Origin of the sequence: Bradyrhizobium sp. 63_E2_N1_3 (assembly GCF_052076005.1) — a bacterium.
Lineage (GTDB): Bacteria > Pseudomonadota > Alphaproteobacteria > Rhizobiales > Xanthobacteraceae > Bradyrhizobium > Bradyrhizobium barranii.
The window spans coordinates 7,351,426-7,378,087 of record NZ_CP197235.1; the positions used below are offsets into that span (position 1 = coordinate 7,351,426).

The 26,662-nt window shown below is 64.6% G+C and carries 25 protein-coding genes; 8 read left to right on the top strand and 17 right to left on the bottom strand.

What is annotated here, in order from left to right; translation table 11 throughout:
* Positions 1–12: 12 nt before the first annotated feature.
* The gene (locus AB7531_RS34910) at positions 13–1,089 is read right to left on the bottom strand and encodes an ABC transporter ATP-binding protein (RefSeq protein ID WP_063985188.1); all 1,077 of its coding nucleotides are present in this window, start codon (positions 1,087–1,089) and stop codon (positions 13–15) included.
* Positions 1,086–2,636, bottom strand: coding sequence for a glycerol-3-phosphate dehydrogenase (gene glpD, locus AB7531_RS34915; protein WP_063985189.1), 1,551 nt, complete (start codon positions 2,634–2,636; stop codon positions 1,086–1,088). Before glpD ends, AB7531_RS34910 begins: the two co-directional genes overlap by 4 nt.
* A 229-nt stretch (positions 2,637–2,865) precedes the next feature.
* On the opposite strand from glpD, the gene AB7531_RS34920 reads away from it, so the two are divergent.
* Both AB7531_RS34920 and AB7531_RS34925 read left to right on the top strand, forming a co-directional pair.
* The gene (locus AB7531_RS34920) at positions 2,866–3,147 is read left to right on the top strand and encodes a type II toxin-antitoxin system Phd/YefM family antitoxin (protein ID WP_028148610.1); all 282 of its coding nucleotides are present in this window, start codon (positions 2,866–2,868) and stop codon (positions 3,145–3,147) included.
* Positions 3,144–3,569 carry a type II toxin-antitoxin system VapC family toxin gene (locus AB7531_RS34925; protein WP_063985190.1) on the top strand — a complete coding sequence of 142 codons (426 nt, stop codon included), beginning with the start codon at positions 3,144–3,146 and terminating at the stop codon, positions 3,567–3,569. Before AB7531_RS34920 ends, AB7531_RS34925 begins: the two co-directional genes overlap by 4 nt.
* Before the next feature lie 4 nt (positions 3,570–3,573).
* On the opposite strand, the gene AB7531_RS34930 is transcribed toward AB7531_RS34925, so the two are convergent.
* Positions 3,574–4,422, bottom strand: a complete 849-nt coding sequence (locus AB7531_RS34930; RefSeq protein WP_063985191.1) for a DeoR/GlpR family DNA-binding transcription regulator — start codon at positions 4,420–4,422, stop codon at positions 3,574–3,576.
* Positions 4,423–4,513: 91 nt separating this feature from the next.
* Positions 4,514–5,212, bottom strand: a complete 699-nt coding sequence (locus AB7531_RS34935; RefSeq protein ID WP_063985192.1) for an HAD family hydrolase — start codon at positions 5,210–5,212, stop codon at positions 4,514–4,516.
* 154 nt (positions 5,213–5,366) lie between these two features.
* On the opposite strand from AB7531_RS34935, the gene AB7531_RS34940 reads away from it, so the two are divergent.
* Both AB7531_RS34940 and AB7531_RS34945 read left to right on the top strand, forming a co-directional pair.
* Positions 5,367–5,834 (top strand): nuclear transport factor 2 family protein, encoded by a 468-nt coding sequence (locus AB7531_RS34940; RefSeq protein ID WP_231144343.1) that lies wholly within the window; start codon positions 5,367–5,369, stop codon positions 5,832–5,834.
* 319 nt (positions 5,835–6,153) lie between these two features.
* The gene (locus tag AB7531_RS34945) at positions 6,154–6,549 is read left to right on the top strand and encodes a nuclear transport factor 2 family protein (RefSeq protein ID WP_155795382.1); all 396 of its coding nucleotides are present in this window, start codon (positions 6,154–6,156) and stop codon (positions 6,547–6,549) included.
* A gap of 265 nt (positions 6,550–6,814) precedes the next feature.
* Here AB7531_RS34945 and AB7531_RS34950 read toward each other — a convergent pair whose 3' ends face one another.
* From AB7531_RS34950 to AB7531_RS34990, 9 genes are all read right to left on the bottom strand, one after another.
* Positions 6,815–7,006, bottom strand: coding sequence for a hypothetical protein (locus AB7531_RS34950; RefSeq protein ID WP_028134810.1), 192 nt, complete (start codon positions 7,004–7,006; stop codon positions 6,815–6,817).
* Between the two features lie 220 nt (positions 7,007–7,226).
* Complete coding sequence (locus AB7531_RS34955; protein WP_063985193.1) at positions 7,227–7,637, bottom strand: acyl-CoA thioesterase; 411 nt, start codon at positions 7,635–7,637, stop codon at positions 7,227–7,229.
* A gap of 7 nt (positions 7,638–7,644) precedes the next feature.
* Positions 7,645–9,741, bottom strand: a complete 2,097-nt coding sequence (locus AB7531_RS34960) for a 3-hydroxyacyl-CoA dehydrogenase NAD-binding domain-containing protein (protein WP_441280239.1) — start codon at positions 9,739–9,741, stop codon at positions 7,645–7,647.
* A gap of 2 nt (positions 9,742–9,743) precedes the next feature.
* Positions 9,744–11,027 carry an acetyl-CoA C-acetyltransferase gene (locus AB7531_RS34965; protein WP_063985195.1) on the bottom strand — a complete coding sequence of 428 codons (1,284 nt, stop codon included), beginning with the start codon at positions 11,025–11,027 and terminating at the stop codon, positions 9,744–9,746.
* Entirely contained in the window at positions 11,027–13,294 is a 2,268-nt protein-coding gene (locus tag AB7531_RS34970; RefSeq protein ID WP_231144342.1) for an acyl-CoA dehydrogenase, read from the bottom strand. Before AB7531_RS34970 ends, AB7531_RS34965 begins: the two co-directional genes overlap by 1 nt.
* A 309-nt stretch (positions 13,295–13,603) precedes the next feature.
* Positions 13,604–14,227: a flavin reductase family protein gene (locus tag AB7531_RS34975; RefSeq protein WP_063986639.1), complete on the bottom strand. Its 624-nt coding sequence runs from the start codon at positions 14,225–14,227 to the stop codon at positions 13,604–13,606.
* Positions 14,228–14,310: 83 nt separating this feature from the next.
* Entirely contained in the window at positions 14,311–14,910 is a 600-nt protein-coding gene (locus AB7531_RS34980; protein ID WP_063985197.1) for a TetR/AcrR family transcriptional regulator, read from the bottom strand.
* Between the two features lie 33 nt (positions 14,911–14,943).
* Positions 14,944–18,081 carry an efflux RND transporter permease subunit gene (locus AB7531_RS34985; RefSeq protein WP_063985198.1) on the bottom strand — a complete coding sequence of 1,046 codons (3,138 nt, stop codon included), beginning with the start codon at positions 18,079–18,081 and terminating at the stop codon, positions 14,944–14,946.
* A gap of 176 nt (positions 18,082–18,257) precedes the next feature.
* Positions 18,258–19,364 (bottom strand): efflux RND transporter periplasmic adaptor subunit, encoded by a 1,107-nt coding sequence (locus tag AB7531_RS34990; RefSeq protein WP_028148596.1) that lies wholly within the window; start codon positions 19,362–19,364, stop codon positions 18,258–18,260.
* A gap of 179 nt (positions 19,365–19,543) precedes the next feature.
* Between AB7531_RS34990 and AB7531_RS34995 the strand changes: the two genes are divergently transcribed.
* Positions 19,544–19,765, top strand: coding sequence for an antitoxin MazE family protein (locus tag AB7531_RS34995; protein ID WP_063985199.1), 222 nt, complete (start codon positions 19,544–19,546; stop codon positions 19,763–19,765).
* A complete protein-coding gene (locus AB7531_RS35000; protein WP_063985200.1) occupies positions 19,762–20,115 on the top strand; it encodes a type II toxin-antitoxin system PemK/MazF family toxin in 354 nt (117 codons plus the stop codon). The genes AB7531_RS34995 and AB7531_RS35000 overlap by 4 nt, the downstream gene beginning before the upstream one ends.
* Before the next feature lie 101 nt (positions 20,116–20,216).
* Here AB7531_RS35000 and AB7531_RS35005 read toward each other — a convergent pair whose 3' ends face one another.
* Positions 20,217–21,548 (bottom strand): MFS transporter, encoded by a 1,332-nt coding sequence (locus AB7531_RS35005; protein WP_063985201.1) that lies wholly within the window; start codon positions 21,546–21,548, stop codon positions 20,217–20,219.
* 80 nt (positions 21,549–21,628) lie between these two features.
* Here AB7531_RS35005 and AB7531_RS35010 point away from each other — a divergent pair, with 80 nt between their 5' ends.
* On the top strand, positions 21,629–22,057 hold the full coding sequence (locus AB7531_RS35010; RefSeq protein WP_063985202.1) for a ribosomal maturation YjgA family protein: 429 nt from the start codon (positions 21,629–21,631) through the stop codon (positions 22,055–22,057).
* Positions 22,058–22,181: 124 nt separating this feature from the next.
* On the opposite strand, the gene AB7531_RS35015 is transcribed toward AB7531_RS35010, so the two are convergent.
* The 3 genes from AB7531_RS35015 to AB7531_RS35025 form a co-directional block, all read right to left on the bottom strand.
* The gene (locus AB7531_RS35015; RefSeq protein ID WP_063985203.1) at positions 22,182–23,345 is read right to left on the bottom strand and encodes a winged helix-turn-helix domain-containing protein; all 1,164 of its coding nucleotides are present in this window, start codon (positions 23,343–23,345) and stop codon (positions 22,182–22,184) included.
* A gap of 233 nt (positions 23,346–23,578) precedes the next feature.
* Positions 23,579–23,824, bottom strand: coding sequence for a hypothetical protein (locus AB7531_RS35020; protein ID WP_063985204.1), 246 nt, complete (start codon positions 23,822–23,824; stop codon positions 23,579–23,581).
* 251 nt (positions 23,825–24,075) lie between these two features.
* A complete protein-coding gene (locus AB7531_RS35025; protein ID WP_063986640.1) occupies positions 24,076–25,488 on the bottom strand; it encodes a caspase family protein in 1,413 nt (470 codons plus the stop codon).
* 461 nt (positions 25,489–25,949) lie between these two features.
* Here AB7531_RS35025 and AB7531_RS35030 point away from each other — a divergent pair, with 461 nt between their 5' ends.
* Positions 25,950–26,591, top strand: a complete 642-nt coding sequence (locus AB7531_RS35030) for an OmpA family protein (RefSeq protein WP_063985205.1) — start codon at positions 25,950–25,952, stop codon at positions 26,589–26,591.
* The last annotated feature ends 71 nt before the right edge of the window (positions 26,592–26,662 follow it).

Genomic DNA, 26,662 nt, shown 5'->3' on the forward strand with positions numbered 1-26,662 from the left:
CGCATCTCCCCCTTACGAGCTCGGCGCGGCGACCAGACGGTCGGCCGCGTCGAAGACGAAGATATCATTGGGATCGAGCACGGCATCGATGGTCTGGCCGGGCTCAAACTCGTGCACGCCGTGCAGCACTGCCACCCAGTTCGATCCGTCGCGGGTCAGATGCACAAAACTCTCCGAACCGGTGATCTCGGTCACCGTCACCGTGGCGTGGAAGGCGTGGCGGTCGGTCTCGCCATTGGCGAGGGCGAGCTGATGCGCGCGGAAGCCGACGCGATAGGCGCCGTCGGCGAGCGATGAATAGAGCCCGGAGGCCGGCGCGGCGATGCCGCCTGCATATTGCACAGAGCCGTTCTTTTTCTCGATGCCGACGAGGTTGAGCGGCGGATCGGAGAACACCTGAGCGACACGCAGCGTCTGCGGACGGCGGTAGACGTTCGGCGTCTCGCCGATCTGGAGCGCCTGCCCCTCCCACATGCAGACCGTGTTGCCGCCGAGCAGCAGCGCCTCGGTCGGCTCGGTCGTGGCATAAACGAAGATCGCGCCGGACGCCTCGAAGATGCGCGGCAGCTCGGTACGAAGCTCCTCGCGCAGCTTGTAGTCGAGATTGGCGAGCGGTTCGTCGAGCAGCACGAGATCGGCGCCCTTCACCAGCGCGCGCGCCATCGCGGTGCGCTGCTGCTGGCCGCCGGAGAGCTGGAGCGGCGTGCGTTTCAGGAACGGCTCGAGCCGGAGCAGCCGCGCGGCTTCCGCCACGCGCTTCTCGATCTCTTCGCGCGGCTTGCCCTGCACGCGCAAGGGCGAAGCGATGTTCTCGTAGACCGTGAGCGAGGGGTAGTTGATGAACTGCTGATAGACCATCGCGACCGAACGCTTGCGCACGTCGACGCCGGTGACGTCCTTGCCGTTGACCAGCACCTTGCCCGTCGTCGGCTTGTCGAGGCCGGCGAGCAGCCGCATGATCGAGGTCTTGCCTGACAGCGTCGGCCCGAGCAGCACGTTGAGCGTCCCGCTCTCGAGCGTCAGCGAGACGTCGCGGATGTGCGGTATCCCCTCGACGGTCCGGGTCACATGATCGAGCGTCACGGTCATGGGCGTCCTCCCGCTTCCAGCAGGGGACTTTGCGGCACAGCGTGGGTTGCAATCCAGTCGTTCAATGCAGCAACCTCGTCGGCAGATAGTCGCAGGCCAAGTTTGGAGCGGCGCCAGACGATGTCTTCCGCCGTGACCGCCCATTCATTGGCCATGAGGTAGCGGACCTCGCGTTCGGTCAGTGTCGCGCCGAAGGCCTGGCCGAGATCGGCGACCGACTTGGCATCACCAAGCAGCTTGATGGCGCGGGTACCATAGGCGCGCGCGAGGCGCCGGGCATGCTCATGGCTGAGGAAGGGATAGCCGCGCTGGAGCTCGGCGATCAGGCCGTCGACGTCGGACACGCCCATGTCCCCGCCGGGCAGCGGCCATTTGCCGGTCCAGCCTTCGCGCGCTTTCGCACTGCGAAGATAGGGCGCGAGCCGTTCCAGCGCCTCTTCGGCGAGTCGGCGGTAGGTCGTAATCTTGCCGCCATAGATCGAGAGCAGCGGCACGCCGCCGGGTGTGTCGAGCTCGAACACGTAGTCGCGCGTCGCGGCCTTGGCTTCGCTGGCGCCGTCGTCATAAAGCGGCCGCACGCCGGAATAGGTCCAGACCACGTCCGCCGAAGTCACCGGCTTGGCCAGGTATTCGCTCGCGGCGGCGCAGAGGTACTCGATCTCTTCGGGCGTCGCCTTCACCTTGGAGGGATCGCCGTCATAATCGCGATCGGTGGTGCCGATCAGCGTGAAATCGTCCTGGTACGGGATCACGAAGATGATGCGGCCGTCGGCGTTCTGGAACATGTAGGCGCGGTCGTGGTCGTAGAGCTTTTTGACTACGATGTGCGACCCCTGCACCAGGCGCACCTTGGCCTTCGCGTTCACGCCAGCGCCGCGGCCGAGCACATCCTCGACCCAGGGGCCGCCGGCATTGACCACCGCGCGGGCCTGGATCTGCGAACGCTCGCCGGTCAGCGTGCTGACCATGCTGACGGTCCAGATGCCGCCGGACTGCTTGATATCCGTCGCGCGGGTGCGGGTGCGGATCTCGGCGCCCTTGTCCGCGGCATCGCGCGCGTTGAGCACGACGAGACGGGCGTCGTCGACGAAGCAGTCGGAATATTCGAACGCGCGGCTGTAGCGGTTCGGGATCAGCGGGCGGCCGACCTCGTCACGCCTGAGATCGACCGAACGCGTCGCCGGCAACAGGTGCCGGCCGCCGATATGGTCATAGAGGAAGAGGCCGAGGCGCAGCAGCCAGGCCGGACGCAGGCCGGCGTGATGCGGCAAAACGAAACGCAGGGGATGGATGATATGGGGCGCGATGCCCCAAAGGATCTCGCGCTCGATCAGCGCCTCGCGGACCAGGCGAAACTCGTAATATTCGAGATAGCGCAGGCCGCCATGCACCAGCTTGGTCGACCAGGACGAGGTCCCGCTCGCCAGATCGTTCATTTCGCACAGGAAAACCGTGTTGCCCCGGCCCACCGCGTCGCGCGCGATGCCGCAGCCGTTAACACCGCCTCCGATAATGGCGAGGTCGAAAATACGCTCCAACAGACGCATCCCCCGGCGACCGCTCGTTCCTTCGAGCGACTACTTTCGTTTTTGATTAGATCACACCGAAAAACGAAAGCAAGATGAAAGAGAGGCGAAGGGAAGTGAAAGAGGAACTTTCTGGTGGGCAATCAGCCGTGGAAATGGGCAGTTCGGACGCCAATCGAAACCGCAATACGATCTTGAATAGTCACGTAGAGCCAATATAGTCATAATAGTCACATTAGTTATATTCGGCATGACAGACCGCAGCACCGCCCCCGATTCGCCCCCGACTGACACGTGGACGCTCGCCAATGCCAAGGCACGCCTGTCCGAGGTGGTCGATCGCGCCCAAACTGGCCCCCAGATCATCACCCGACACGGCAGGCCCAATGCGGTTGTCGTTTCCGCGGATGAATGGGCGCGAAAGACGGCACGCAAAGGCACGCTAGCTGAATTCCTGCTGGCTTCGCCGCTGCGCGGTGCCGACCTCGAACTTGAACGGGTGCAGGACGAACCGCGCGACGAGATGCCGTGAACCTGCTCCTCGACACCAACGTGCTGTCGGAGGTTCAGCGGCCGGCGCCTTCCCCGAAAGTCCTGGCATGGCTCGATACGGTCGATGAGGATCGCACGTTCATCAGCGTTGCTTCGATCGCCGAGCTTCGCCGCGGCATCGCCCTGCTGGACGATGGCCGTCGGCGCGCCGCACTGGTCGCTTGGCTCGCCCATGACCTGCCGGCTCGGTTCGCGCAGCGCATCCTGCCGATCGACCACGCGGTCGCTGAGCGCTGGGGCGACCTGATGGCGCAGAGCCGTCGCAATGGCGTTGCGTTGTCCGTGATGGACGGCTTCTTTGCGGCCACCGCGCTCGCCAACGATCTCACGCTCGTCACACGCAATGTGAAAGATTTTGCGGCCTTCGGCGTTCCGCTGCTCGACCCATGGAGCGACGCCTAAGCCGCTATCTCAGCCGGACCACCGGCGCGGCTTCGGGCGCGGCATCCTGCGCTTCGGCCTGCGCATCATCGATATCCGCCGCATCCTTCGGCATCGCCGCCATCACCTCGATGCCCTTGCTGTGGCAGATGGTGGCGAGGCGCTCGGGCAGCTCCTGGTCGGTCACGAAGGTCTGGATCTGGGTGATATGGGCGATGCGCACCGGCGCGCTGCGGCGCAGCTTGGTGGAGTCGGCAACCAGCATGACGCTGCGGGCATTGGCGATGATGGCTTGCGCCACCTGCACCTCGCGATAGTCGAAGTCGAGCAGCGCGCCCTCCTCGTCGATCGCGGACGCCCCGATGATGGCATAGTCGACCTTGAACTGGCCGATGAGCTGCGTCGCGGTCGAGCCGACCACGGCACCGTCGGCCCGCCGCACCGTGCCGCCGGCGACCACCACCTCAATGCGGGGATGGCGGTAGAGCAGCATCGCGACATTGAGATTGTTGGTGATGACGAGGAGGTCCTCGTGCGAGGTCAGCGCGCTCGCCACCTCCTCGGTCGTGGTGCCGATATTGATGAAGAGCGAGCAGCCGTTCGGGATCAGCGAGGCGGCCGCAGCCCCGATCGCCTTCTTTTCGTCGGCGGCGACGAACCGCCTCGCCTCGTAGGCGAGGTTTTCGACGCCGGAGGCGATGATGGCGCCGCCGTGGATACGGGTCAGCGAGCGGCGCTCGCAGAGATCGTTCAGATCCTTGCGGATCGTCTGCGCCGAGACCTCGAACCGGCGCGCGAGCTCCTCGACCATGACGCGCCCCGAGGCGCGCGCGATGTTGAGGATTTCGGCTTGGCGATGGGTCAATCCGGTCACGGCGATGGCCTCAAATCAGGAAGGCGCATGGTGCGGCGGTTCGCACGTTCGGTCAATGCGCTCAGCGATCACGGTTAACGGACAAAGCCTCTCACCATGCCATCGCGGCGGCGAGACGCGCGAGCAGTTCCGGATCGTCGAACGCGCTGGCGGAAGCAACCGCGCCGGCGCCAACAAGGTCGGCATGGCTGAGGCTCGTCCGGATGCCGATGGTCGGAATGCCGGCGGCCGTCGCCGACTGCACGCCGGAGCGGGAATCCTCGAACGCGATCGAAGCCGTCGCGCTCCCGCCGACGAAACGCAGCCCCTCCTGATAGGGCAGCGGGTGCGGCTTGCCGTGCGGCAGCTCGTCGCCGATCACAAGTGCCCTGAAGCGGTGCGTGATGCCGAGACCGGAGAGCAACAGCTCGGCATTCGGACGCGGCGCGTTGGTCACGGCGACCATGGGAATGCCGGCGGCATCCGCGCGGTCGAGCAGCGCCATCAGGCCCGGAAGCGGCTCGATCTGTCCGGCGACGAGTGTGCGGAAGACGACCTCCTTCTCTCCGAGGATCACGGCGCGCCGTTCCACGGTTTCGTCGGGCAGAAAGCGCTCGCCGATCGACGCATTGGCGAAGCCTTGCAGCTCCCTGGAGAAGCGCGCGTGATCGAACACATGGCCCAGCGGCCCAAGCACCTGGTTGAACGCCTTGAGGTGCAGCGGGTCGGTGTTGGCCAGCGTGCCGTCGATGTCGAACAGCAGCGCCCTGCCCGTCACTTGCCCCTGCGCCTGCCCTTTGGCCTCGATCATTTCCGTACTTTCCCGAATGCACGATGCATCAATGCGAAACACGTATCAATGCAGCCCCGATCGCGCAATGACGCATCGACATGACCGCCAAGCGACACTCGACAAAGTCGCGCGCGGCTGCAACACTCCGCGCAAGACCAAAAAGGAGGAAACGATGACGATCAACCGACGCGATCTGGCTCTCTCGACTCTTGCCGTCTCAACCCTTGCCGTCTCCGCGCTTGCTCTCACAGCACCGGCGTTGGCGGCCGCGGCGGATGAGGAAGCCGTGGCGAAAAAGGTCGAGGCCTTCCGCCTTGCCCAGATCGCGGCCGATCCCAAGGCGCTCGGCGCGCTCTGCGCCGACGAGGTGAGCTACAGCCATTCCAACGGCAAGGTCGAGGACAAGGCGACCTTCATCACCAACGCCACCGACGGCAAATCAAAATTCCTGTCGATCGAGTACAAGGACCCGACCATCAAGGTCGTCGGCCCCGCCGCGATCGTGCGCTTCCACTGGATGGGCGAACAGGAAATGGCGGCCGATGGGAAAAAAGTATCGACCAATCTTCACATCCTGATGAACTGGCAGAAGCAGGGCGACGATTGGAAGCTGCTGTCGCGGGCTGCGACGAAGCTGTGATTGCGATTCTTTCCCTCTCCCCCTGTGGGAGAGGGTGGCTCGCGGCGAGACGGGTGAGGGGTATGCTTCCGCGAGTAACTCTCTCGCTTCCGAATGCGCCGATAGAACCCCTCATCCGGCGCTTCGCGCCACCTTCTCCCACAAGGGGAGAAGGAAAAGGCAGCGGTATCAAGGGCTGCAAAAAATTCCGACCACGCTTTGCGCGTCAGAAATCGCGCCGCCTGGCGCAATGCAGCGTATTGCGACGACGATTGCGACCTGGCGCTCGACACAATCAAGTGCGGCTGCAACAGTGGGCGCAAGATCAAGGACGGAGGATATGATGACACTGAATCGCGACCATGCTGCCACGACGGACCACGAGGCGGTGGCAAAGAACGTCGAGGCATTTCGCCTCGCCCAGATCGCGGCCGATCCGAAGGCCCTCGGCGCGCTGTGCGCGGACGATCTGAGCTACAGCCATTCCAGCGGCTTCCTCGAGGATAAGGCGGCCTTTATCGCCAACGCCACCGACGGCAAGACCGAATTCCTGTCGATTACGTACAAGGATCCAACCATCAAGATCGTTGGTCCCGCCGCGATCGTGCGCTTCCACTGGTTGGCCGAGATGATGACCGGCGGACAGAAAGTGGCAAACAGCCTTCACATCCTGATGAACTGGCTGAAGCAAGGCGACGAGTGGAAGTTGTTGTCGCGCTCCGCGACGAAGTTGTGATTGCGATTCTTTCCCTCTCCCCCTGCGCGAGAGGGTGGCTCGCCGCGCGGCGGCGAGACGGATGAGGGGTTGCCCCCGCGGGCGACCCTCTCACGATTGAATTCGCGGAAACAACCCCTCATCCGGCGCTTCGCGCCACCTTCTCCCACATCCGCCTTCGCCAAGGCTTCGGCGGACATGAAGGGAGAAGGAAAAGGCAGCGGCATCAAGGGCTGCAAAAAATCCCGACCACGCTTTGCGCGCCAGAAATCGCCAGCGGCGGCGTTTACGCCGCTTCCTTCACATCGCCGTTAACCAGCTTGCGCGCGGCACGCTCGGCTTCGCGTGCGTTGCGGAAAAGCTGGCCTTCAAGGCGATTGAAGCGGTGCGACGAGGCGAAGAAACAATAGCCTCCCTGAGAACGAACGACGATACCTGCGGTTTGCGAGTCGACTTCGATAATGTAGCTGTCCGGCATGGTCCGTAGATTCCTCAGTGCGGGCAAATAACGGCAATCCTGCCCAAAGGTTCCTGAGCATTTGAGGCCGTCTCCACCCCGAATCGACACGCAATTGAGTACGCCGGGACCTCATCCGTTTTATGACTTGTTCTTGGCGAAGCCGCGACGCGGTGACTCAGTCGCGCCGCGTTTGGCGTGCCGCAAGTTTGCGTGAGATGGGGCAGAGCGTCGCGCGCGATTACGTCGCGATCGGCGGATCGTTGCGCTGGATCGCTTGCGGACGGCCGTCATCATCGATCGAGACGTAGGTGAAATGACCGTCGGTGACGAGGATCGGCTGGAGCTCCCTGCGCCGTAGCGCCCAGGCTTCGAGATGCACGGTCATCGAGGTGCGGCCCACGCGGACGAGATTGGCATAGACCGAAACGAGATCGCCGACATAGACCGCTTTGCGAAAATTCATCGCCTCGATCGCCACGGTGACCGTACGCGACCTCGCGAGCTTCGATGCGAACACGCCGCCGCCGACATCCATCTGGCTGAGCAGCCAGCCGCCGAAGATGTCGCCGTTGGCATTGGTGTCGGCGGGCATTGCCAGCGTGCGAATGCAGAGATCGCCGCGCGGCTCGGTGTCGGACTTCTCGGTCATGTCGGTCTCACCTAAAATTGTCCCAGCCCGGATCGGGCGCAAAGCGCCCGCCGAATCGCTCGACCAGCGCGCGCAGGGTGGATACGACATTTTCCACGCCGCGCGTGCGCGCGTAGTTCAGCGGACCGCCGCGGAACGGTGCATATCCAGTGCCGAAGATCATGGCGCCGTCGACCGCATCGGCATCGTCGACGATACCTTCGCGGAGTGCCGCGACGCAGACATTGGACATCGGCAGCACCAGGCGGTCGATCATCGGGTCGGTGACGCGCGGGCCGGTCTCGGGCAACGGCGCCTTCTCCGCCTTGCCGTCCTTCCAGGTGTAGAATCCCTTGCCCGTCTTGCGGCCGAGCTCGCCCTTGGCGACCTTCTCGCGCAGCCAAGCCGGCGTCGGCGGGAGCAGATCGCCGAACTTGGTCCGCAGCATGTCACCGACGTCGAGGCAGATGTCGAGCCCGACCTGGTCGGCGAGCTCGATCGGCCCCATCGGCATGCCGAACTGCTCGGCCGCCGCGTCGATCAGGCGCTGGTCGATCCTCTCATCCAGCATCACCATCGCCTCCAGCATGTAGGGCGTCAGCGCACGGTTGACGAGGAAGCCGGGCGAGCTCTTCACGGAGAGCGGCAGACGGTCGATCGCGCCGACGAAGGCGAGCGCCTCCTTCAGCACCCGCGCGTCGTTGCCGTCATGGCTGACGACTTCGACCAGCTGCAGCCGCGACACCGGGTTGAAGAAGTGCAGGCCGACGAGACGATCGGGCCGCGCCAGCGTGGTGCGCAGATCCTGGAGCGGAATGCTCGACGTGTTGGTCGCAAGGATCGCGCCCGGCTTCATCTTCGGCTCGAGGCCCGCATAGACCTTCTGCTTCAGCTCGAGCTTTTCCGGCACCGCCTCGATGATCAGATCGGCGTTGCGAACGCCCTCGCCGTCCATGTCGGGGATCAGACGATCAAGCGCATCGCGCACCTCGGTCGGCCTGCGAATGATCTTGCCGTAAAGCTCGGCCGCGCGCTTCACCGCGCCGGCGACCGGCTCCGGCTTCATGTCCGCGAGCGAGACGCGCAGCCCCTGCCCCGCACACCACGCCGCGATATCACCACCCATGGCGCCGGCGCCGATGACATGGACGTGCTTGATCGTGTTGCCGCCGCCGGCCGTCTTCTTCATCTGCTCGCGCAGGAAGAACACGCGGATCAAATTCTGCGCGGTCGGCGTCACCATCAGCCTGGCGAACGAGGCCTGCTCGGCCTTCAGCATCGCGGCCTTGCTGCCGCCATGGGTCTCCCAGAGATCGATCAGCGCGTAAGGCGCCGGATAATGCTCGCGGCGCGCGGCCTTCGCCGCCTCCGAGCGCATGCGCCTGGCCAGCAGCCCGCGCACGGGACCGAAATTGGCCGCGTGAGTCAGAAGGCCCGGACGCGCCCGCTTCAAGCGGCCGAACAGCGCATCCTTCACCGCGTTGCGGACGTGCCGCTCCTGCGTCACGGTATCGACGAGGCCGAGCGATCTGGCGCGGCGCGCATCGATGGTGCGGCCGGTCAGCATCAGCGCCATCGACTGCGTCGGGTTCACCAGCGCGGTGAAGCGCGCGGTGCCGCCGAGGCCGGGATGCAGGCCGAGCATCACCTCCGGGAAGCCGAAGCGCGCGCCGTCGATCGCAATGCGCGACTGGCAGGCCAGCGCGACCTCCAGCCCGCCGCCGAGGCAGAAGCCGTGGATGACCGCGACCGTCGGCAGCTTCAGCGCCTCCAGATGATCGACCACCGCATGCGCCGCGCGGATGCGTGTCTCGACCATCTCGGGATCGCTGGCGCCGCGGAATTCGTTGACGTCGGCGCCGGCAATGAAGCCGGACGGCTTTGCCGAGCGGATCACGAGGCCGGCGGGGCGCTCGGTCTCGATCGCCGCGAGCACGGCATCGAACTCCTCCATCACGTCCGCGGACAGCGTGTTGGCGCTGGCATCTGCGCGGTCGAACAGCAGCCAGGCGACGCCGTCGGCATCGCGCGTCAGCTTGAAGTGCTTGTAGGGGCAGTCGGTCGCGGGCCTGGGCCCAAGCTCCAGCACGCGGTCGCCGAGCGCGGTCATGATCCTGGAATCCATGGTCACACCGCCTCGATCAGCATGGCGCCGCCGAGCCCGCCGCCGATGCATTCGGTCGCAACGCCGCGGCGCGTGCCGAGCCGCTTCATCGCATTGACGAGATGCAGCACGATGCGGTTGCCGGAGGTGCCGACGGGATGGCCGAGCGAGATGGCACCGCCATCGACGTTGAGCCTATCACGGTCGATCTCGCCGGCCGCGCCGTCGAGGCCCAGGATCTCGCGACAGAATTTGTCGTCGTTCCAGGCGGCGAGACAGCCGAGCACCTGCGTCGCAAAAGCCTCGTTCAGCTCCCAGGTTTCGACGTCCTTGACGGTGAGGTCGTTGCGGTGAAGCAGCGGCGTCGCCGACATCACGGGTCCCAGTCCCATGATGCTGGGATCGAGCGCCGCCCAGTGGCTGTCGACGATGACAGCCTTCGGCGTCAGTCTGTGCTTTGCGACCGCCGCGTCGGAGGCGAGGATCACCCAGGAGGCACCGTCGGTGATCTGCGACGAATTGCCGGCGGTGACCTGGCCCCAAGGGCGTTCGAACACCGGCCGCAGCTTTGCGAGCGTCTCGGCCGTCGAGTCCGGCCGCACGCCGTCGTCATGGTCGAAGAATTTTCCGTCGCGGGAGAACGCTGTCTCGACCTCGCCCTTGAGAAAACCTTCGGCCTGCGCATGCGCGAGCCGGCGATGACTCTCGGCGGCATAAGCGTCGGACTGTGCCCGCGTGATGCCGAAGAGATGGCCGACGACCTCGGCGGTCTGGCCCATGTTCAAGTCGGTGATGGGATCGGTCAGCCCGCGCTCCAGGCCGATGATCGGCTTGAGGTAGCGCGGCCGCAGCTTGAAGGCGGCAGCGAGCTTCGCGGCCATACCCTTGGCGGTGGCAAGGCCGGCGAACCAGCGCACACCGGAATTCGGCCAGACCAGCGGCGCGTGGCTCAGCGCCTCGGTGCCGCCGGCGAGGACCATGTCGGCATGACCCTCGCGGATGTAGCGGTAGGCCGTGTCGATCGACTGCATGCCGGAGCCGCAATTGATCTGCACGGTGAAGGCGACCATGTCCTCGCCCATGCCGAGCCGGAGCGCGGCGACGCGGGCCGGGTTCATCTCGTCCGCGATCACGTTGACGCAACCGAGGATGACCCGGTCGAAATCATCGGGTGAAAACGGCTGGCGTGCCAGCAGCGGCCGGCCGCATTGCACGGCGAGATCGACTGGCGTGAACGGCCCCGGCCCCGAACGCGCTTTGAGAAACGGCGTCCGGCTGCCGTCGACGATGAAAACCGGTCGTGCCATCAGCTCGCCGCCCTCTGTTCACCGAGTTCCTGGAAGAACTGATGCACATCTCCGGTTTTCTTGTAAATCGGCGACAGCGCTTCGGGCGCAAAATCGTCGACCTCGATCACTTTTGTGACGGCTTCATGAGCGGCCGCAAGCTGCTCGCCTTCGGCCTGCGTGATCACGCCCTTGGTGACGGCGTCCTTCCAGTCGCGGATGTGCGCGGCGCGCATGCGCTTGGCGATGGCATCGGTGGCCGCAACGAGCTTGAACGCGCGCTCCAGCCGGGCAAAGCCGCCGTCGTCATCGACATAAGCGAGATCCGGCGTGAGGCGCTCGCGCGCCGCCGACGGCTCCAGCACGAGGCTGGCGCACTGGTGCACGACACGGTCAGACGGGCCGAGCACCCGCGCGCCGAAGGGCTGGACCACGAGCTTGAGGATGACAGCGACAAAACGATTGGGCAGATTGGCGAGGATCTCAGCAAGCCGGTTCTCGATGGTCTTGAAGCCGGTCGCCATGCACCATTCCAGCGCAGCGAAGTCCTCCTTCTGCCGGCCCTCGTCCTGCCAGCGTTTCAGCGCGGCCGAGAGCAGATAGAGCTCGGAGAGGATGTCGCCGAACCTCGCCGACAGCATCTCCTTGCGCTTGAGCGCGCCGCCGAGCGTGAGCAGCGCCATGTCGGCGCAGAGCGCGAAGGCCGCGGAGTAGCGCGCGAGCTGGCGATAGAATGGCGTGGCATCGCCCGCATCCGGCGCAAGCGCGAAGGCGCCGAAGCTCCAGCTCCGGCCGAACGCACGCAACAGCGTCTGGAAGCTGTGGCCGGCATGTTTCCAGAACGCCTTGTCAAAGGCGGTGAGCCCGCGTTCGCGATCGGCGTCCGCAAGCGCATTCATCTCGTCAAGCAGATAGGGATGCGCGCGGATGGCACCCTGCCCGAACACGATGAGGTTGCGGGTCAGGATGTTGGCGCCCTCGACCGTGATACCGACAGGCACGGCGCGGTGCAGATTGCCGAGATAGTTTTGCGGACCGTCGATCACGGCCTTGCCGCCATGGATGTCCATGGCGTCGTCGACCGCCGTGCGCATCCGCTCGGTCGCGTGCAGCTTCATGATGCCGGAGATGACGGCGGGATGGATGCCGGCATTCAGCGCCGCGCAGGTCAGCCGGCGCGCCGCGTCGAGCTGGTAGGCGGTGGCGACGATACGCGCGAGCGGCTCCTCGACGCCCTCGAATTTGGAGATAGAGATGCCGAACTGCTCGCGGATGCGGGCATAGGCGCCGGTGGTACGGGCGGCATAGGCGGCGCCGGCCGCCGACAACGATGGAAGAGAAATGCCGCGGCCGGCGGCGAGCGCGGTCATCAGCATCTTCCAGCCCTGCCCGAGTCTCTCCTTGCCGCCGATGACGTAGTCGAGCGGGATGAAGACGTCGCGGCCCCAGTTCGGGCCATTCTGGAACACCTGCATCGACGGCAGATGACGATGGCCGATCTTGACGCCCGGCAGATTGGTCGGGATCAGCGCGACGGTGATGCCAAGCTCTTCCTGGCTGCCCACGAGGTGGTCGGGGTCATAGGCCTTGAAGGCGAGGCCCAGCAGCGTCGCGACCGGGCCGAGCGTGATGTAGCGCTTGTGCCAGTTGAGCCTGAGGCCAATGACCTCGCTGCCCTCGAAATCGCCCTTGCAGATGATGCCGGTGTCGACCATCGAGGCGGCGTCGGAGCCGGCTTCGGGGCTGGTCAGGCCGAAGCAGGGAATGTCGCGGCCGTCGGCGAGGCGCGGCAACCAGCGCTCCTGCTGCTCTTTCGTGCCGAAGCGCATCAGGAGCTCGCCCGGCCCGAGCGAGTTCGGCACCATCACGGTGACGGCCGCGGCGATCGAACGGGTCGAGATCTTGCGCACCACTTCCGAATGGGCATAGGGCGAGAAGCCGAGACCACCGAATTCCTTCGGAATGATCATGCCGAAGAATTTCTCACGCTTGACGAAGTGCCAGACGTCTGGCGGCAGGTCACGCCATTCCCAGAAGATCTTCCACTCGTCGAGCATGGCGCAGAGCGCGTCGACCGGGCCGTTGAGAAAGGCCTGCTCCTCGGGGGTGAGCGTCGCCTGAGGCACCTTCAGCAACTTCGACCAATCGGGGTCGCCGGTGAAGAGATCGGCATCCCACCAGACGTCACCGGCCTCCAGCGCCTCGCGCTCGGTGTCGGACATCGCTGGCAGCACGCCGCGCGCCCAGGAGAAGATCGGCTTTGTGATGGTGTCGCGGCGGAAGCTCATGGCTGACCTCATGCATCGGCGCGGTTATCGGCATTTTAGCGGAAAGTGGCCGGGGTAAGTGAACACTTCGCGAGCAAAAAGACGCGAATTGACGCGGCCGGGCGGCCGCCCCGGAGGCCATAACGGTCGGGGCGTGGGGGCAGTTCCGGGGAGGCGAATCGGGCTGAATGCCCCGTCGTCATTCCGGGGCGACGCGCAAGCGTCGAGCCCGGAATCCATAACCACCATCGGGAGTATGGATTCCGGGCTCGCGCCTGACGGCGCGCCCCGGAATGACGATGCGGAGAGAGTGGCTTAACCTGGATCAGATCAGTCCGGCCGCACCATCTCGAACATGTTTTCCGGCTTGATCTCGAAATAGTCGCCGCGACGGCCGGCGCGGACGATGGGGTGGGCGGCGGCGGTCTGGTAGACGCCGTCCTTGATCATGGCCTTGTCGATATGGACGGCGACGACCTCGCCCAGCGTCAGCCAGGCGTCGGCCTCCTTGCCGTCGGCGCCCTTGAGGCGGACGATGTCAGACACCTTGCACTCGAAGGCAACCGGGCTCTCGGCCACGCGCGGCACGTTGACGAGCTTGCTGGGGACGGCGGTCAGCCCTGCGAGCTTGAACTCGTCGACCTCGGGGCCGACATGCGCGGCGGTCGCGTTCATGTGCTTGGCGAGATCCATGGTCGTCAGATTCCAGACGAACTCCCGGGTCTGCTCCATGTTCGAGACCGTGTCCTTCCAGTTGGTGGAGGAGAAGCCGATGATCGGCGGCACGTAGCAAAAGGCGTTGAAAAAGCTGTAGGGCGCGAGGTTGACGTGGCCCTTGGTGTCGCGGGAGGAGATCCAGCCGATCGGCCGCGGCGCGATGATGGCGTTGAAGGGATCGTGCTTGAGGCCGTGGCCCTTGGAGGGCTCGTAGAAGTAGAGGTCTTTGTCGGTCACGCGCTGCTTCCTTTTCGTCATTGCCCGCCATCCACCCGTTAAGGGCGGCGCTAAGCAGTTTATAGGGGAAATTCCAGCGCCCGTCAGTGGCGCGGGGACAGACCGGCGATGACGAAATCGATCATCTGGTCGATGGTCGGGCCCGGCTTGGTGGCGCACTGGGCGATCATCTGGGGGTGGAAGAAGCGCATCATCGCGGTGCAGGCGCACATCGAGGCCAGTTGCAGGTCCGGCGCCTCGAACTCGCCGGACGCGGTACCCTGCGCGATCACCTGGCCGATGACGCCAGCAATGCACTCCATATGGGCGACGCAGACGTCCCAGTCCTCCTGCATCGCGATCTCGACCATCTCATGCAGCTTGTTATCACCGACATAGCGCTCGGTGTTCATGCGGTGGATGGTGGTGAGCAGCTCGCGGAAGCGCGGGAGCACCGGACCAGGCCTCGCCACGATCCGCTGCGCTTCGATCTCGACCTCGCCCATCAAGGCCCGCGCCACCGACTGGTGGATCGCCTTCTTCGATTCGAAGAAGCGATAGACATTGGCGGGGCTCATCCTGAGCTCCTTGGCGATGTCCCCGACCGTGGTCTTCTGGTAACCGATCTGGCGGAACAGCCGCTCAGCCACCTCGAGGATACGATCCCGGGTGTCGCCTTCGATATGTTCCGCAACCAGTGTCATGTGTCAGGACTCGTCCATCAGCAGTCTTCTCATTTATTCAGCCGCTTCAGCAAGCGGAATTGCGTGCTGGTCATCGCTCCCATGCTGCGGCGCGGCAGGCTGCTCGGGGGTGCCCGCCTCGTCCAGGCTCTTCCTGAACCACAGGGCGTAGAGGCCCGGCAGGTACAGCAGCGTCAGGAAGGTCGCGACGAACAGGCCTCCCATGATCGTGATCGCCATCGGGCCCCAGAAGGCCGAGCGCGACAACGGGATCATGGCCAGGATCGCGGCGAGCGCCGTCAGCACCACCGGCCGGGCGCGGCGGACGGTTGCCTCCACGATCGCCTCGCGGCGGGTCAGGCCGTGGGAAACGTCGGTCTCGATCTGGTCGACCAGGATGACGGTGTTGCGCATGATCATGCCGGCGAGCGCGATCAGGCCGAGCAGCGCCACGAAGCCGAACGGGGCATTGGCGACGTTGAGGCCGAACGAGGCACCGACGATGCCGAGCGGCGCGGTGAGGAACACCAGGATCAGGCGCGAGAAGCTCTGCAGCTGGAACATCAGCAGCGTCAGCATCACCATGACCATCAACGGGAAGAGGATGAAGATCGAGGCGTTGCCCTTGGCGGATTCCTCGAACGCCCCACCCGGCTCGATGCGGTAGGCCGGCTCGAGATTGTCCTTGATCGCCTTCAGCTTCGGCGTGATCTGGCTCGTGACGTCGGGCGCCTGCACGCCGTCGACGACGTCGGAGCGCACGGTGATCGCCATGTCGCGGTTACGCCGCCACATGATCGGCTCCTCATGGGCATACTCGATCTTGGCGATCTGCTGGAGCGGCACGGCGACGCCGTTCTTCGAGGTGATGGTCAGATCGCCGACGCCGCCGAGATCGAGACGTTCGGACGGGACCGCACGAGCAACCACGGCCACCTTCTCGATGCCGTCGCGTATGGTCGTGACCTGCGCGCCCGAGATCAGCATCGACAGCGCCTGCGAGACGTCCTGCGGGGTCAGGCCCATGGCGCGGGCACGATCCTGGTCGACGACGAGCTTGAGGTAGGGCGACTGCTCGTTCCAGTCGAGCTGGACGTCCTTGACGCTCTTGTTCTGCCGCATGACGTCGCGGACCTGATAGGCGATCTCGCGCACCTTGTTAGCGTCGGGGCCGATCACGCGGAACTGGACGGGGAAGCCGACCGGCGGACCGAAGTTGAAGCGGTCGACGCGCACGCGCGCCTCGGTCAGCATGCCCTCCGCAGCCGCGTTCTCGATCTTGGCCTTGATGCGCTCGCGCGCCTCGACGCCCTTGGCGACGATGACGATCTCGGCAAAGGCCTCGTTCGGAAGCTGCGGATTGAGGCCGAGCCAGAAGCGCGGCGAGCCCTGGCCGACATAGGACGTATAGGTCTCGATGTCCTTGTCGTCCTTGAGCAGCGTCTCGGCCTTCTTCACCGCCTTCTCGGTGACGTTGAAGGCGGTGCCCTCGGGCAGGCGGAGCTGGAGGAACAGCTCGGGCCGCTCCGACAGCGGGAAGAACTGCTGCTGGACATGGCCGAAGCCGACGATCGAGGCGATGAAGACGCCGACGGTCGCGGCCACCACGGTGATGCGGTGGTTGACGCACCATTGCACGATGGCGCGCAGGCCGCGGTACATGCGGGTCTCGTAGACCGCGTGCGGATCGTGATTGTGGTGCACCTTGATGTTGGGCAGCAACATGACGCCGATATAGGGCGTGAAGATCACCGCCACGAACCAGGACGCGACCAGCGCGATCGCCACGATCCAGAAGATGCTGCCGGCATATTCGCCGACCGCGGAATTGGCAAAGCCGATGGGGAGGAAGCCAGCGGCCGTGACCAGCGTTCCCGTGAGCATCGGAAACGCAGTGGATTCCCAGGCAAAGGAGGCCGCGCGGAAACGGTCCCAGCCCTGCTCCATCTTCACCACCATCATCTCGACCGCGATGATCGCGTCATCCACCAGCAGGCCGAGCGCGATGATCAGCGCGCCGAGCGTGATGCGGTGCAGATCGAGCGACATCGTGTTCATGACGACGAAGACGATGCCGAGCACCAGCGGCACCGACAGCGCGACCACGATGCCGGTGCGCCAGCCGAGCGCCAGGAACGACACGAACAGCACGATGACGAGCGCTTCCATGAAGGAGTGCACGAACTCGCCGACGGCGTGCTCGACCACCTTGGGCTGGTCGGCGATGAGCTTGACGTCGATGCCTTGCGGCACCGCCTTCATGAACTCGGCGGTGGCCTTCTCGACCTCCTTGCCGAGATCGAGGATGTTGGCGCCCTTGGCGGTGACGACACCGATACCGATCGCGGCCTTGCCTTCCTGGCGCACGATGAAGCTCGGCGGGTCGACATAGCCGTGGGTGACGGTGGCGATATCACCCAAACGGAACACGCGGCCGTTGCTCTCGACCGGCGTCTCGGCGACGGCCTTGGCGCCATCGAGCGCGCCGGTAACGCGCAGCGGCACGCGCTGCGACGAGGTCTCGACCGTGCCGGCGGGCACGACGTTGTTCTGCTTGGCGAGCGAATCGAACAGGGCCTGCGGCGTGATGCCGAGGGTGGCGAGCTTGGCGTGCGAGAATTCGACGAAGATGCGCTCGTCCTGGTTGCCGTAGACGTCGACCTTGGTCACACCAGGCACCTTCAACAGGCGCTGGCGGAAGCCTTCCGAGACCTTCTTGAGCTGGGCATAGTCGGCGCCGTCGCCGGTCATCATGTAGAGGATGGAATCGACGTCGGAGAACTCGTCGTTGACGACGGGTCCCAGAATGCCCGAAGGCAACTGGCCCTGCACGTCGGCGAGCTTCTTGCGCAAGAGATAGAAGAGATACGGCACGTCCTTTGGCGGCGTGGAATCGCGGAAGGTCACCTGGAGCGCGGTGAAGGCCGGCTTGGAATAGGTCTGCACCTTCTCGAAATAGGGCAGCTCCTGGATCTTCTTCTCGATGGGGTCGGCGACCTGCGTCTGCATCTCCTGCGCAGTCGCGCCCGGCCAGATCACGGAGACGTTGACCACCTTCACCGTGAAGAACGGATCCTCGGCTCGCCCGAGCTTCTGATAGGAGAAGAAGCCGGCGACGCCGAGTATGATCATCAAGAACAGGACCAGCGTCGGATGGCTGACGGCCCAGGCCGAAAGGTTGAAGCGCTTCATCGCACTCTCCAAAGATGGTCCAATTGCAAAAAAACCACAGCCACTCTGTTCAAACCGTCGTCGCGAGGCAGCGAAGCAATCCAGGGGGCTGGGCAGGTTCTGGATCGCTTCGCCGCTTCAGCCCCGGCATTTGCGCTTGGGCCGAAACTCACCTCACACGACGTGACTCGTAAACTCTAGAAAGACAGCGACGAGACGATCCGCACCCGCTGGCTCGGATCGAGCTTCTGCACGCCGAGCGCCACGATCTTGGCGCCCTCTTCGACACCGCTGGTGATGATGACGTCGTTGCTCTCGTAGGACTTCACCACGACCGGCTTGAGCGTGACGGCGCCATTGTCGTCGACGACGTAGAAGGAGGGCTTGCCGCCTTCGTTGAACAGCGCCGACAGCGGCAGCCGCGCGACGCGCTCGGTCGCGGCATCCGACAGCGTCAGCGTCGCGGTCATGCCGAGCGAAACCTTGTCGTCGGCCTCAGGCAGCGAGAATTTTGCTAGATAGGTGCGCGTCGACGGATCGGCCGTCGGCGCGATCTCGCGCAGCTTGGCCGCATATTTCTTGTCCGGCTCCGACCAAAGAGTGACGCTGGCGGCGCCCGACTTGGCACGTCCAACCAGCGTCTCAGGGATCGCGACGACCGCTTCCTTCTCGGCAAAGCGGGCGACACGGATCGAAGTCTGGCCTGCGGCAACCACCTGGCCGGGCTCGATCAGCGTTGCGGTGACGACGCCACGGGCGTCGGCGTTGAGCGTCGCGTAGGAAAGAGAATTCTTGGTCAGCTCGACTGAGCGCACGGCTCGGTCCAGACGCGCGCGGGCCTCATCGGCGGCGGCGCGGCTCGAATCCATCGCCGCATCCGTAGTCCAGCCCTTGGCCTTCAGATCCTTGGCGCGCTGCTCGGCCGCGGCGGCCTGGGCCAGCACGCCGGTCGCAGCGGTCTGCTCGGCGACGGACTGTTCAGCCTGGAGCTTCAGATCGACCTCGTCGAGGGTCGCGAGCGGCTGGCCGATTTCGACGGTCTGGCCGACCTCGACCAGGCGCTTGGCAACCTTGCCGGCCACGCGGAAACCGAGATCGCTCTCGATCCGGGGCCTGACGGTGCCGACAAAGCTGCGCTCCGGCGTCTCGGCATCATAATGGGCGGTCGCGACCAGAACCGGCCGTGGCGGCTCGGCCTTTTCAGCGACGGTGTCATTGCACCCGGCCAGCGCGGCGGCCATCAGGGCCAGCGACACACCCGCCAAGAGCTTGGAATAGCTGGACAAAACTGACCGAACGAACATCGGAGGACACTCCCGCGACTGCAATGAGAGGAATGTCGACTAATCACTGATAAAAGTCAATAATCGTCAGTCATCAGGAAAGCGTGATCGTTAAGGGGCGGTAAGGATTGGTGAGCCTTGTGCCGCTAGCAACGCGCACCATTTCTTGATAGGGTTACATGTAACCAACGGAAATACATATGAGCCCTTCAAAGCCCAAGCCGTCTCGTATGAAGGTGCAGGCCCACCGCGATCGATTGCGTGCACAAGGCCTGCGGCCGATCCAGATCTGGGTGCCGGATATCCGCTCGCCCTCCTTCCAATCGGAAGCCCATCGCCAATCGCTTGCGGTCGCAACGAGCTCACATGAATCCGAAGACCAAGGCTTCATTGATGCCGTATCCGATTGGACCGATGAATGAAGCGAGGTGAGGTCTGGACGGTGGCAGGCGGCAAGGACTATGCGGGCAAGCCGCGCCCCGTCGTCATCGTGCAGGACGACAGCTTTGACGCGACGAACTCCATCACTGTCTGCGCCTTCACGACCGACGAAACCGAGGCGCCACTTTTCCGGCTCAAGGTCGAGCCGAACGACGGCAACGGCCTTCGAGCTCCGTCTCGACTTATGGTCGACAAGATTACTACAGTGCCAAAAGCCAAGGTAGGAACGTTAGTGGGACGCCTAGACGATGACGACCTGCTGCGTCTCAATCGCGCTATTCTGGTGTTTCTCGGACTGGCTGGTTCGCAGAGAAGCGCCAGTGCAGATTAGCCCGGATGGAGCGCAGCTCAATCCGCGGCCTGCAGGCTGTAGCTCGAGCGCTCCCGGATTTCGCTTCGCTCCATCCGGGCTACGCAGTGGTGGGTGCAGCTCTAACGCCCCTGCCCGGCGAACTCGTGCTTGCTCTCGTGGCCGCCGACAAACACTAGGATGCCGGCGATCAGGGGCAGGACGGCCAGCACCAGCAAGCCGGTCGAGGTCTGGCCGGTGGCTTCCTTGACCCAGCCGATCAGGTAGGGACCGCCGAAGCCGGCGAGGTTGCCGATCGAGTTGATCAGCGCGATGGCGCCGGCCGCCGCCGTGCCGGAGAGCCAGGCGGTCGGCAGGGTCCAGAACACGCCGAAGCAGCAGAACACGCCGATCGCCGCGACGGTGAGCACCACCATCGTCATGGTGGGATCGGTGAGATAGGAGGAGACGGCCAGCGCGACGGCGGTGAGCAGCAGCGGCGCGCCGACATGCATCACGCGCTCGCGCGTCGCATCGGAATGCCGCGCCCACAGGATCATGGCGATGGTGCCGAACAGATACGGGATCGCGGTGACGAAGCCGGTCTGGGCGTTGGTGAGGCCGAACGCCTTGACGATCTGCGGCAGCCAGAACTGCATGCCATAGAGCGCGCCGACGAAGCCGAAATAGACGAGGCTCAGCATGATCACCTTCGGCGACGACAGCGCCTCGCCGAGCGACAGATGCTTCACCGCCTGCTTGGCCGCGATTTCCGAATCGAGCCTGGACTTGAGCCAGGCCTTCTGATCGGCCGAGAGCCAGTCCGCCTTCTCCGGCCTGTCGGTGAGATAGAACCAGGTGACGATGCCCAGCAGCACCGAGGGGATGCCTTCGATGATGAACAACCACTGCCAGCCCTTCAGCCCCATCGCGCCGTCGAGCCCGAGCAGCAGGCCCGAGACCGGCGCGCCGATCACGGTGGAGACCGGGACAGCGATGGCGAAGGCGGCGAGGAAGCGGGCGCGATACTCGGCCGGGTACCAGTAGGTGAGATAGAGGATGATGCCGGGGAAGAAGCCGGCCTCGGCGACGCCGAGCAGGAAGCGCAGCACGTAGAAGCTCGTCACGCCGCTGACCAGCGCCATCAGCGCCGAGATGATGCCCCAGGTCACCATGATGCGGGCGATCCAGCGGCTCGCGCCGAATTTTTCCAGCGCCAGGTTGCTCGGCACCTCGAAAATGAAATAGCCGATGAAGAAGATGCCGGCGCCCCAGGAGAAGATCAGCGGCGTGAACTTCAGCTCCGCGTTCATGGTCAGCGCGGCGAAGCCGAGATTGACGCGGTCGAGATAGGAGAAGAAGTAGGCCAGCACCAGGAACGGAATCAGGCGCCAGGAGATGGCACGGATCGTCGAGGTCTCGATTTCCGACTTGGCTGAGCCGGCGGAACCGGCATAGGTCGTGGTCTGGCTCAAGGCTTCCCCCCGGGGTTGTTGCTCTTATGGGCTGATCCGGGGTTTTCAGCATCGCTGCGAAAGAGTCAATGGAGCAAGCAATGCACGGGGCGCAGCCGGATAAACCTGTTGCGCTGCGACGGAGGTCGCTGACCCGCGCCGCCCTTGCGCTGGTCGTGATCGCCTGCGGGCTGTCCTTGCGCTGGTACGGCTTTCCGCTTGGGCTTCCCGCCTTCGTGGTGAAATATGGCGGCTCGCTGCTATGGGCGACGATGGTGTTTCTGCTAGTCGGGGTTTTGCTGCCGGGGATGTCGCGGAGCCGACTTGCAGCCATCGCCGTGGCGATCGCGATCGCCGTCGAGTTCTCCCGGCTGGTGCATGCGCCCTGGCTCGATGCGTTTCGGCTCACCACCGCGGGCGCGCTGCTGTTAGGACGGATCTTCTCGCTGTGGAATCTGGTGGCCTATGCGGTCGGGATTGCGTTCGGCGTTTGGATTGATGGTCTTGTAGGGTGGGCAAAGGCGCGTTAGCGCCGTGCCCACCGTTCTCCTTCGCGGACCACGATGGTGGGCACGCTTCCGCCTTCGCTCTTCGAGCTACGGCGGACAAGTCGCTTTGCCCACCCTACGGGACCGACGCCGTGGCGAGCGCCCCTCACTCTGTCAATTGAAACCGCTCGAAGCGATCGAGCTCCTCCTCGATCACGCGCTTCAGCTCCTTGCGCCCCGCCGTCTTCTTCCCCTGCCCGACCCAGGTCCATTTCTGCATCAACAGCTTCTTCGCCTGACGGTCGGTCTTGAGGTCAAGCGCCGCGACGATCTCATCGCCCACCAGCACGGGCAACGCGAAATAGCCGAGCTTGCGCTTGGCCTTCGGCACATAGGCTTCGAACAGGTGGTTGTAGCCGAAGAACAGATTGGTGCGCTTGCGCTGGATGATCAGGGGATCGAACGGCGAGAGGATGTGAACGAGATCGGGCGAAGCGCCCTCACCCGGCTCCAGCGCCGCAGGCGCGGCCCAATGCTCCTGCTTGCCGGCGCCCTCGATCGCAACGGGCACGAGCTCACCGCGGCGGATGCGTGAGGCGACCAGCTGAGCGATCGCCTTCTTGCTCGGCGCATCGAGGTGGCAGATCGAATCCAGACTGACCAAGCCCTGCGACCGCAGCGCGCGGTCGAGCAGATAGGCCGTGATGTCTCTCGCCGACGCCGGCTTCGGCAGCTTGTCCCAGCCGAAGTGCCGCGTCATCAGCTCATAGGTCTTGAGCATGCCCTGGCGCGCGCTGACGGTCGCGACGCCGGTGTAGAAGGCGAGCTGCAAAGCCCGCTTCGAGGGCTTTCGGCTCTGCCAGAGATGCTCCTTCTCGGTGAGCACGTCGTCCTCGATGTCGCGGATCGTCAGCGGACCGGCGCGCAGGAGCCGCATCACCTTGCGCGTATCGGCCGGCTTGACCGAGGCGTACCATTTGTGCCCCTCGCGCCGGTGCTCGCGCATCGCCGGCAGGAAGAAGCGAAAATCGTTCGCCGGCACATAGGACAGCGCATGGGTCCAGTATTCGAACACGCTCCTGTCGACGCTCTGGGCCTGGCGCAGATCGGCACGCCGGTAGGACGGAATGCGGCTGAACAGGATGTGGTGGTGGCTGCGCTCGATGACGTTGATGGTGTCGATCTGCACATAACCGAGATGGTCGATCGCATCCGCCACCGCGCGCGCGCCCTCCCCGAACGGCGCGCGCTCGTCCAGCCGCTGGGCATGCAGCCAGATCTGCCGGGCCTGTGTCGTGGGGATCGGAAAGGGTTTGGGCGCGCGTGACATTGCAGGAGGCAATGTAGCCGGATTCGCGCCAGGAAAAAGAGAGACGCCAAAGAAGCTTTCTCAAGAAAAAGCCGCGCTGCCAACTGCTGACAGCGCGGCCGAACCGTGCGCGCCTCGCGCCTCACTTCATCGACATGGCCTTCTGCGCCTTCATGTAATGCGTGCAGGCGCTCTTCATCTTGCCGTTGCTCATAACGGTGTTGGCCATGGCTGCGCTGCGAGGGTGAAAGGCCTCAATTGCCGTTCTTTTGCACCTTGGGCCGGTCACCGAGGCTGCCGGTGGCAACGTCAGGCTCGCAGGACGCTTTGCCACGCACCTCCGCCTGGCAGCGATAGACGCTGCCGGTGAGGCGGTCGACCAGCCACATGTTCTCGTCGTTCGGACCGTCGAGGCCGACATAACGGCTGCTCAGCCCGGTGATCAGCGTGGACAGCAGGATCGCCACCGCGATCATCGCCGCACCGACATAGATGGGCATTGAGCTCAGAAAGACTGTCCGATCCGGCGGCCCGCCACGATAGAACTGGTAATCACTCGGCCTGGGCACTGGACTGAACTCGGCTCCGTTCCTCGGCGGTTATTGGACGCGGAGTCCTGCTAGGCGCCCAACTGGCCGAATTCTTGTTCGCACGCAGGCCATCACGCGACGGCTTTGCGACGATCGGTGAGCAAGGGTTTCCGGAACAAATTGGCGGCCCGAGCCGGGCCGCCTGTTGCTTGCCTGCCGGCTCAGCGGCGGCCGAACAACCCGCCCATCATACCGCCGAACAGACCGCCGGGGCCGCCTGGCGGACCGGCACCGCCACCGCCGTAATGGCGCCGGCCGCCACCGCCGGAGGACCGGCGACGCGCCGGCTCGTCGTCTGCCTGTTCGGAGGAGGCCGCGCGGGTCGAGACAATCTCCGACAGCAGGGCCTTGTGCTGGAGCTTGTTAAGGTAACCAGTCGCAGGATAGACACGGGCAGCCTGCCACCGCCTCATCACGGAACGGGTCTCATCATCGAACTTGCCCGTCGCCTTGACGTCGAAGCCGAGCCCGGTGAGGCGGCGCTGCACGTCGCGGCGCTGGTTCTTGTCCAGGCCGATCTGGTCTTCAGACACCTGGTTGGCTTCTTCCGTAAAGGTCGCGGGATCGATCCCGGCCGAGAGGTTGCGGGTGGTGATGGATGGACCATCCTGCAACGCCGCGATGCGGGCGAGCGCGATCGATTTGAACGTGCCGTTGGGATAGCTGGTGAGATAGGCGTTGAGCTCCTCGACCTTGTTGGAGTCCCTGATCGAGCGCCAGAACTCGAGCTCGACGTCGGAGCCTTGCTTGCTCGCGGCCAACACCGGTGCGTTCGACGGATCGGTCGTGGCCGCAGCCGGCACGCCGACCGGATTGAGATAGACGTTGCCCGTGAGGTTGGTGTGCCCCCAGGGCAATTGCCCCTTGCTGGTCTCGTCACTGACCTGGGCACGGACCTTGGTCATCGCCTGCTGGATCTCGATCCCGGGCTGGGCAATGTTGGCGACGAGCGCGCGGGTGAACGGGCTGTTGGTGCCGGCTTCGCCGTCGAGCGCGGTCTGGCCGGGGCCGGTGGCAAAGGCAATCAGCGTACCCTCGCCCGACTTCATCTCGGCAAGACCGGTCTGGACGTTGACGGAGCGGGTGGCCTTGGCCGAGCGGATCTTTGCCGCGAACGGATTGTCGCGGCAGGCGTCCAGGAACACGAGCTTCACCTTCGCGTCAGACATGGTCTGATCGAGCGTGAGGTCGACATTGATCGCCGCGCCCAGCTTGACGTCCATCTCGGATTTCAGGTCTGCGTCGACCGGCAACAGGTAGTTGACGCCGTTCACGGCAATCCCGTGGCCGGCATAGAAGAACACAGCGACGTCGGCGCCTTCGCTCTTCTTGCCGAACTCCAGAAGCTTCGCGGTCATGGCATCGCGGGTGAGGTTGGCGCCCTCGACGACGTCGAAGCCGACATTGCGCAGCACCCTGGCCATCGCCTTGGAATCGATCGCGGGGTTGGGAAGCTGCGGGACATTCTTGTAGGCGGCGTTGCCGACCACGAAGGCGACGCGCTTGTCCGCGAAGGCCGCGTTGCCGCTGACGAGAAATACTGCGATTGAAATTGCTGCGATCAAGAAGCGCATGATCATTCTCCCCTGATCCAAACTTCCTCGCTGCTCTCGGTTCGGCCTGAGCCGATCCGATGAGAGCAATCTGATCCAGTTCACAACGACGCACTGTGATCTGGATCACTCGGGGATTTCTGCTGCTCGAACCGAGCTGAGAGTCGCTGCGACGGTCGCTTTTCGGGCTGCTGACGCAGCGGGCAATACGGCTGGTGACGAACAATGGCCGAAAGATTGTACCTGCTCGGGCTGCGAGTCCAGCCGGTTCAGCTGTCGATGCCGAATGAGACGGCGGTTCTTCCCGGTGGCAGGGCACCGCCGCTGGCCCGACATGCCATGGATGCCGATCGGCGCCGGCGCTAGGATGCACGGGTCATTTCGGTCGTCTGGAATGTGACCCGCATCACATCGAGGCTGTTGAACCTTCCCTACGCTCGCAACATCAAATCGCCATCAGGCGTAACAGCGAGGATGCGACAATGACCCGTTTTGATAAGTTTTTTGGATTGAAGGCGATTACCCTCACGGCCGCGCTGTCGATGACGGCCGGCCTGGCTTTCGCCGGGGATAACGTCTCTGCTAACCAGATTCTGGATGCGCTGAAGCCGAAGCCGGCAACCCGCGGCCTGTCCGTCGGTCCGCAGGCCGATCCGACCGCGCAGGCCAAGGAAGCGACGTTCCTGAACACGGTGCGCAACCGCTCGACCCGGTCGCTCTCGATGGGCGAGCGCGAGCAGATCGCCGAGCTCGCCGCCACCAAGCCGAAGATCGATCTGGAGATCCAGTTCGACTACAACTCGGCCGACATCGCCAAGACGTCGGTGCCGTCGGTGCAGGCGCTCGGCAAGGCGCTGTCCGATCCGTCGCTGAAGGGCTCGACCTTCGTGGTCGCCGGCCACACCGATGCGATCGGCGGCGAGGAGTACAATCAAGGCCTCTCCGAACGGCGCGCCGACACCATCAAGAAGTACCTGGTGCAGAACTATGGTCTCAACGGCACAGAGCTCGTCACCGTCGGCTATGGCAAGACCAAGCTGAAGGACACCGCCAACGGCGCCGACCCGATCAACCGCCGCGTCCAGGTCGTCAACATGGAAGCCAAGACGACGGCGTCCAAGTAGATTGTCCAAGTAAACTGTCCAAGTGAACTTCAAATCATCGCCGCGTGAAATACGCCGCCTGCCCCGATCGT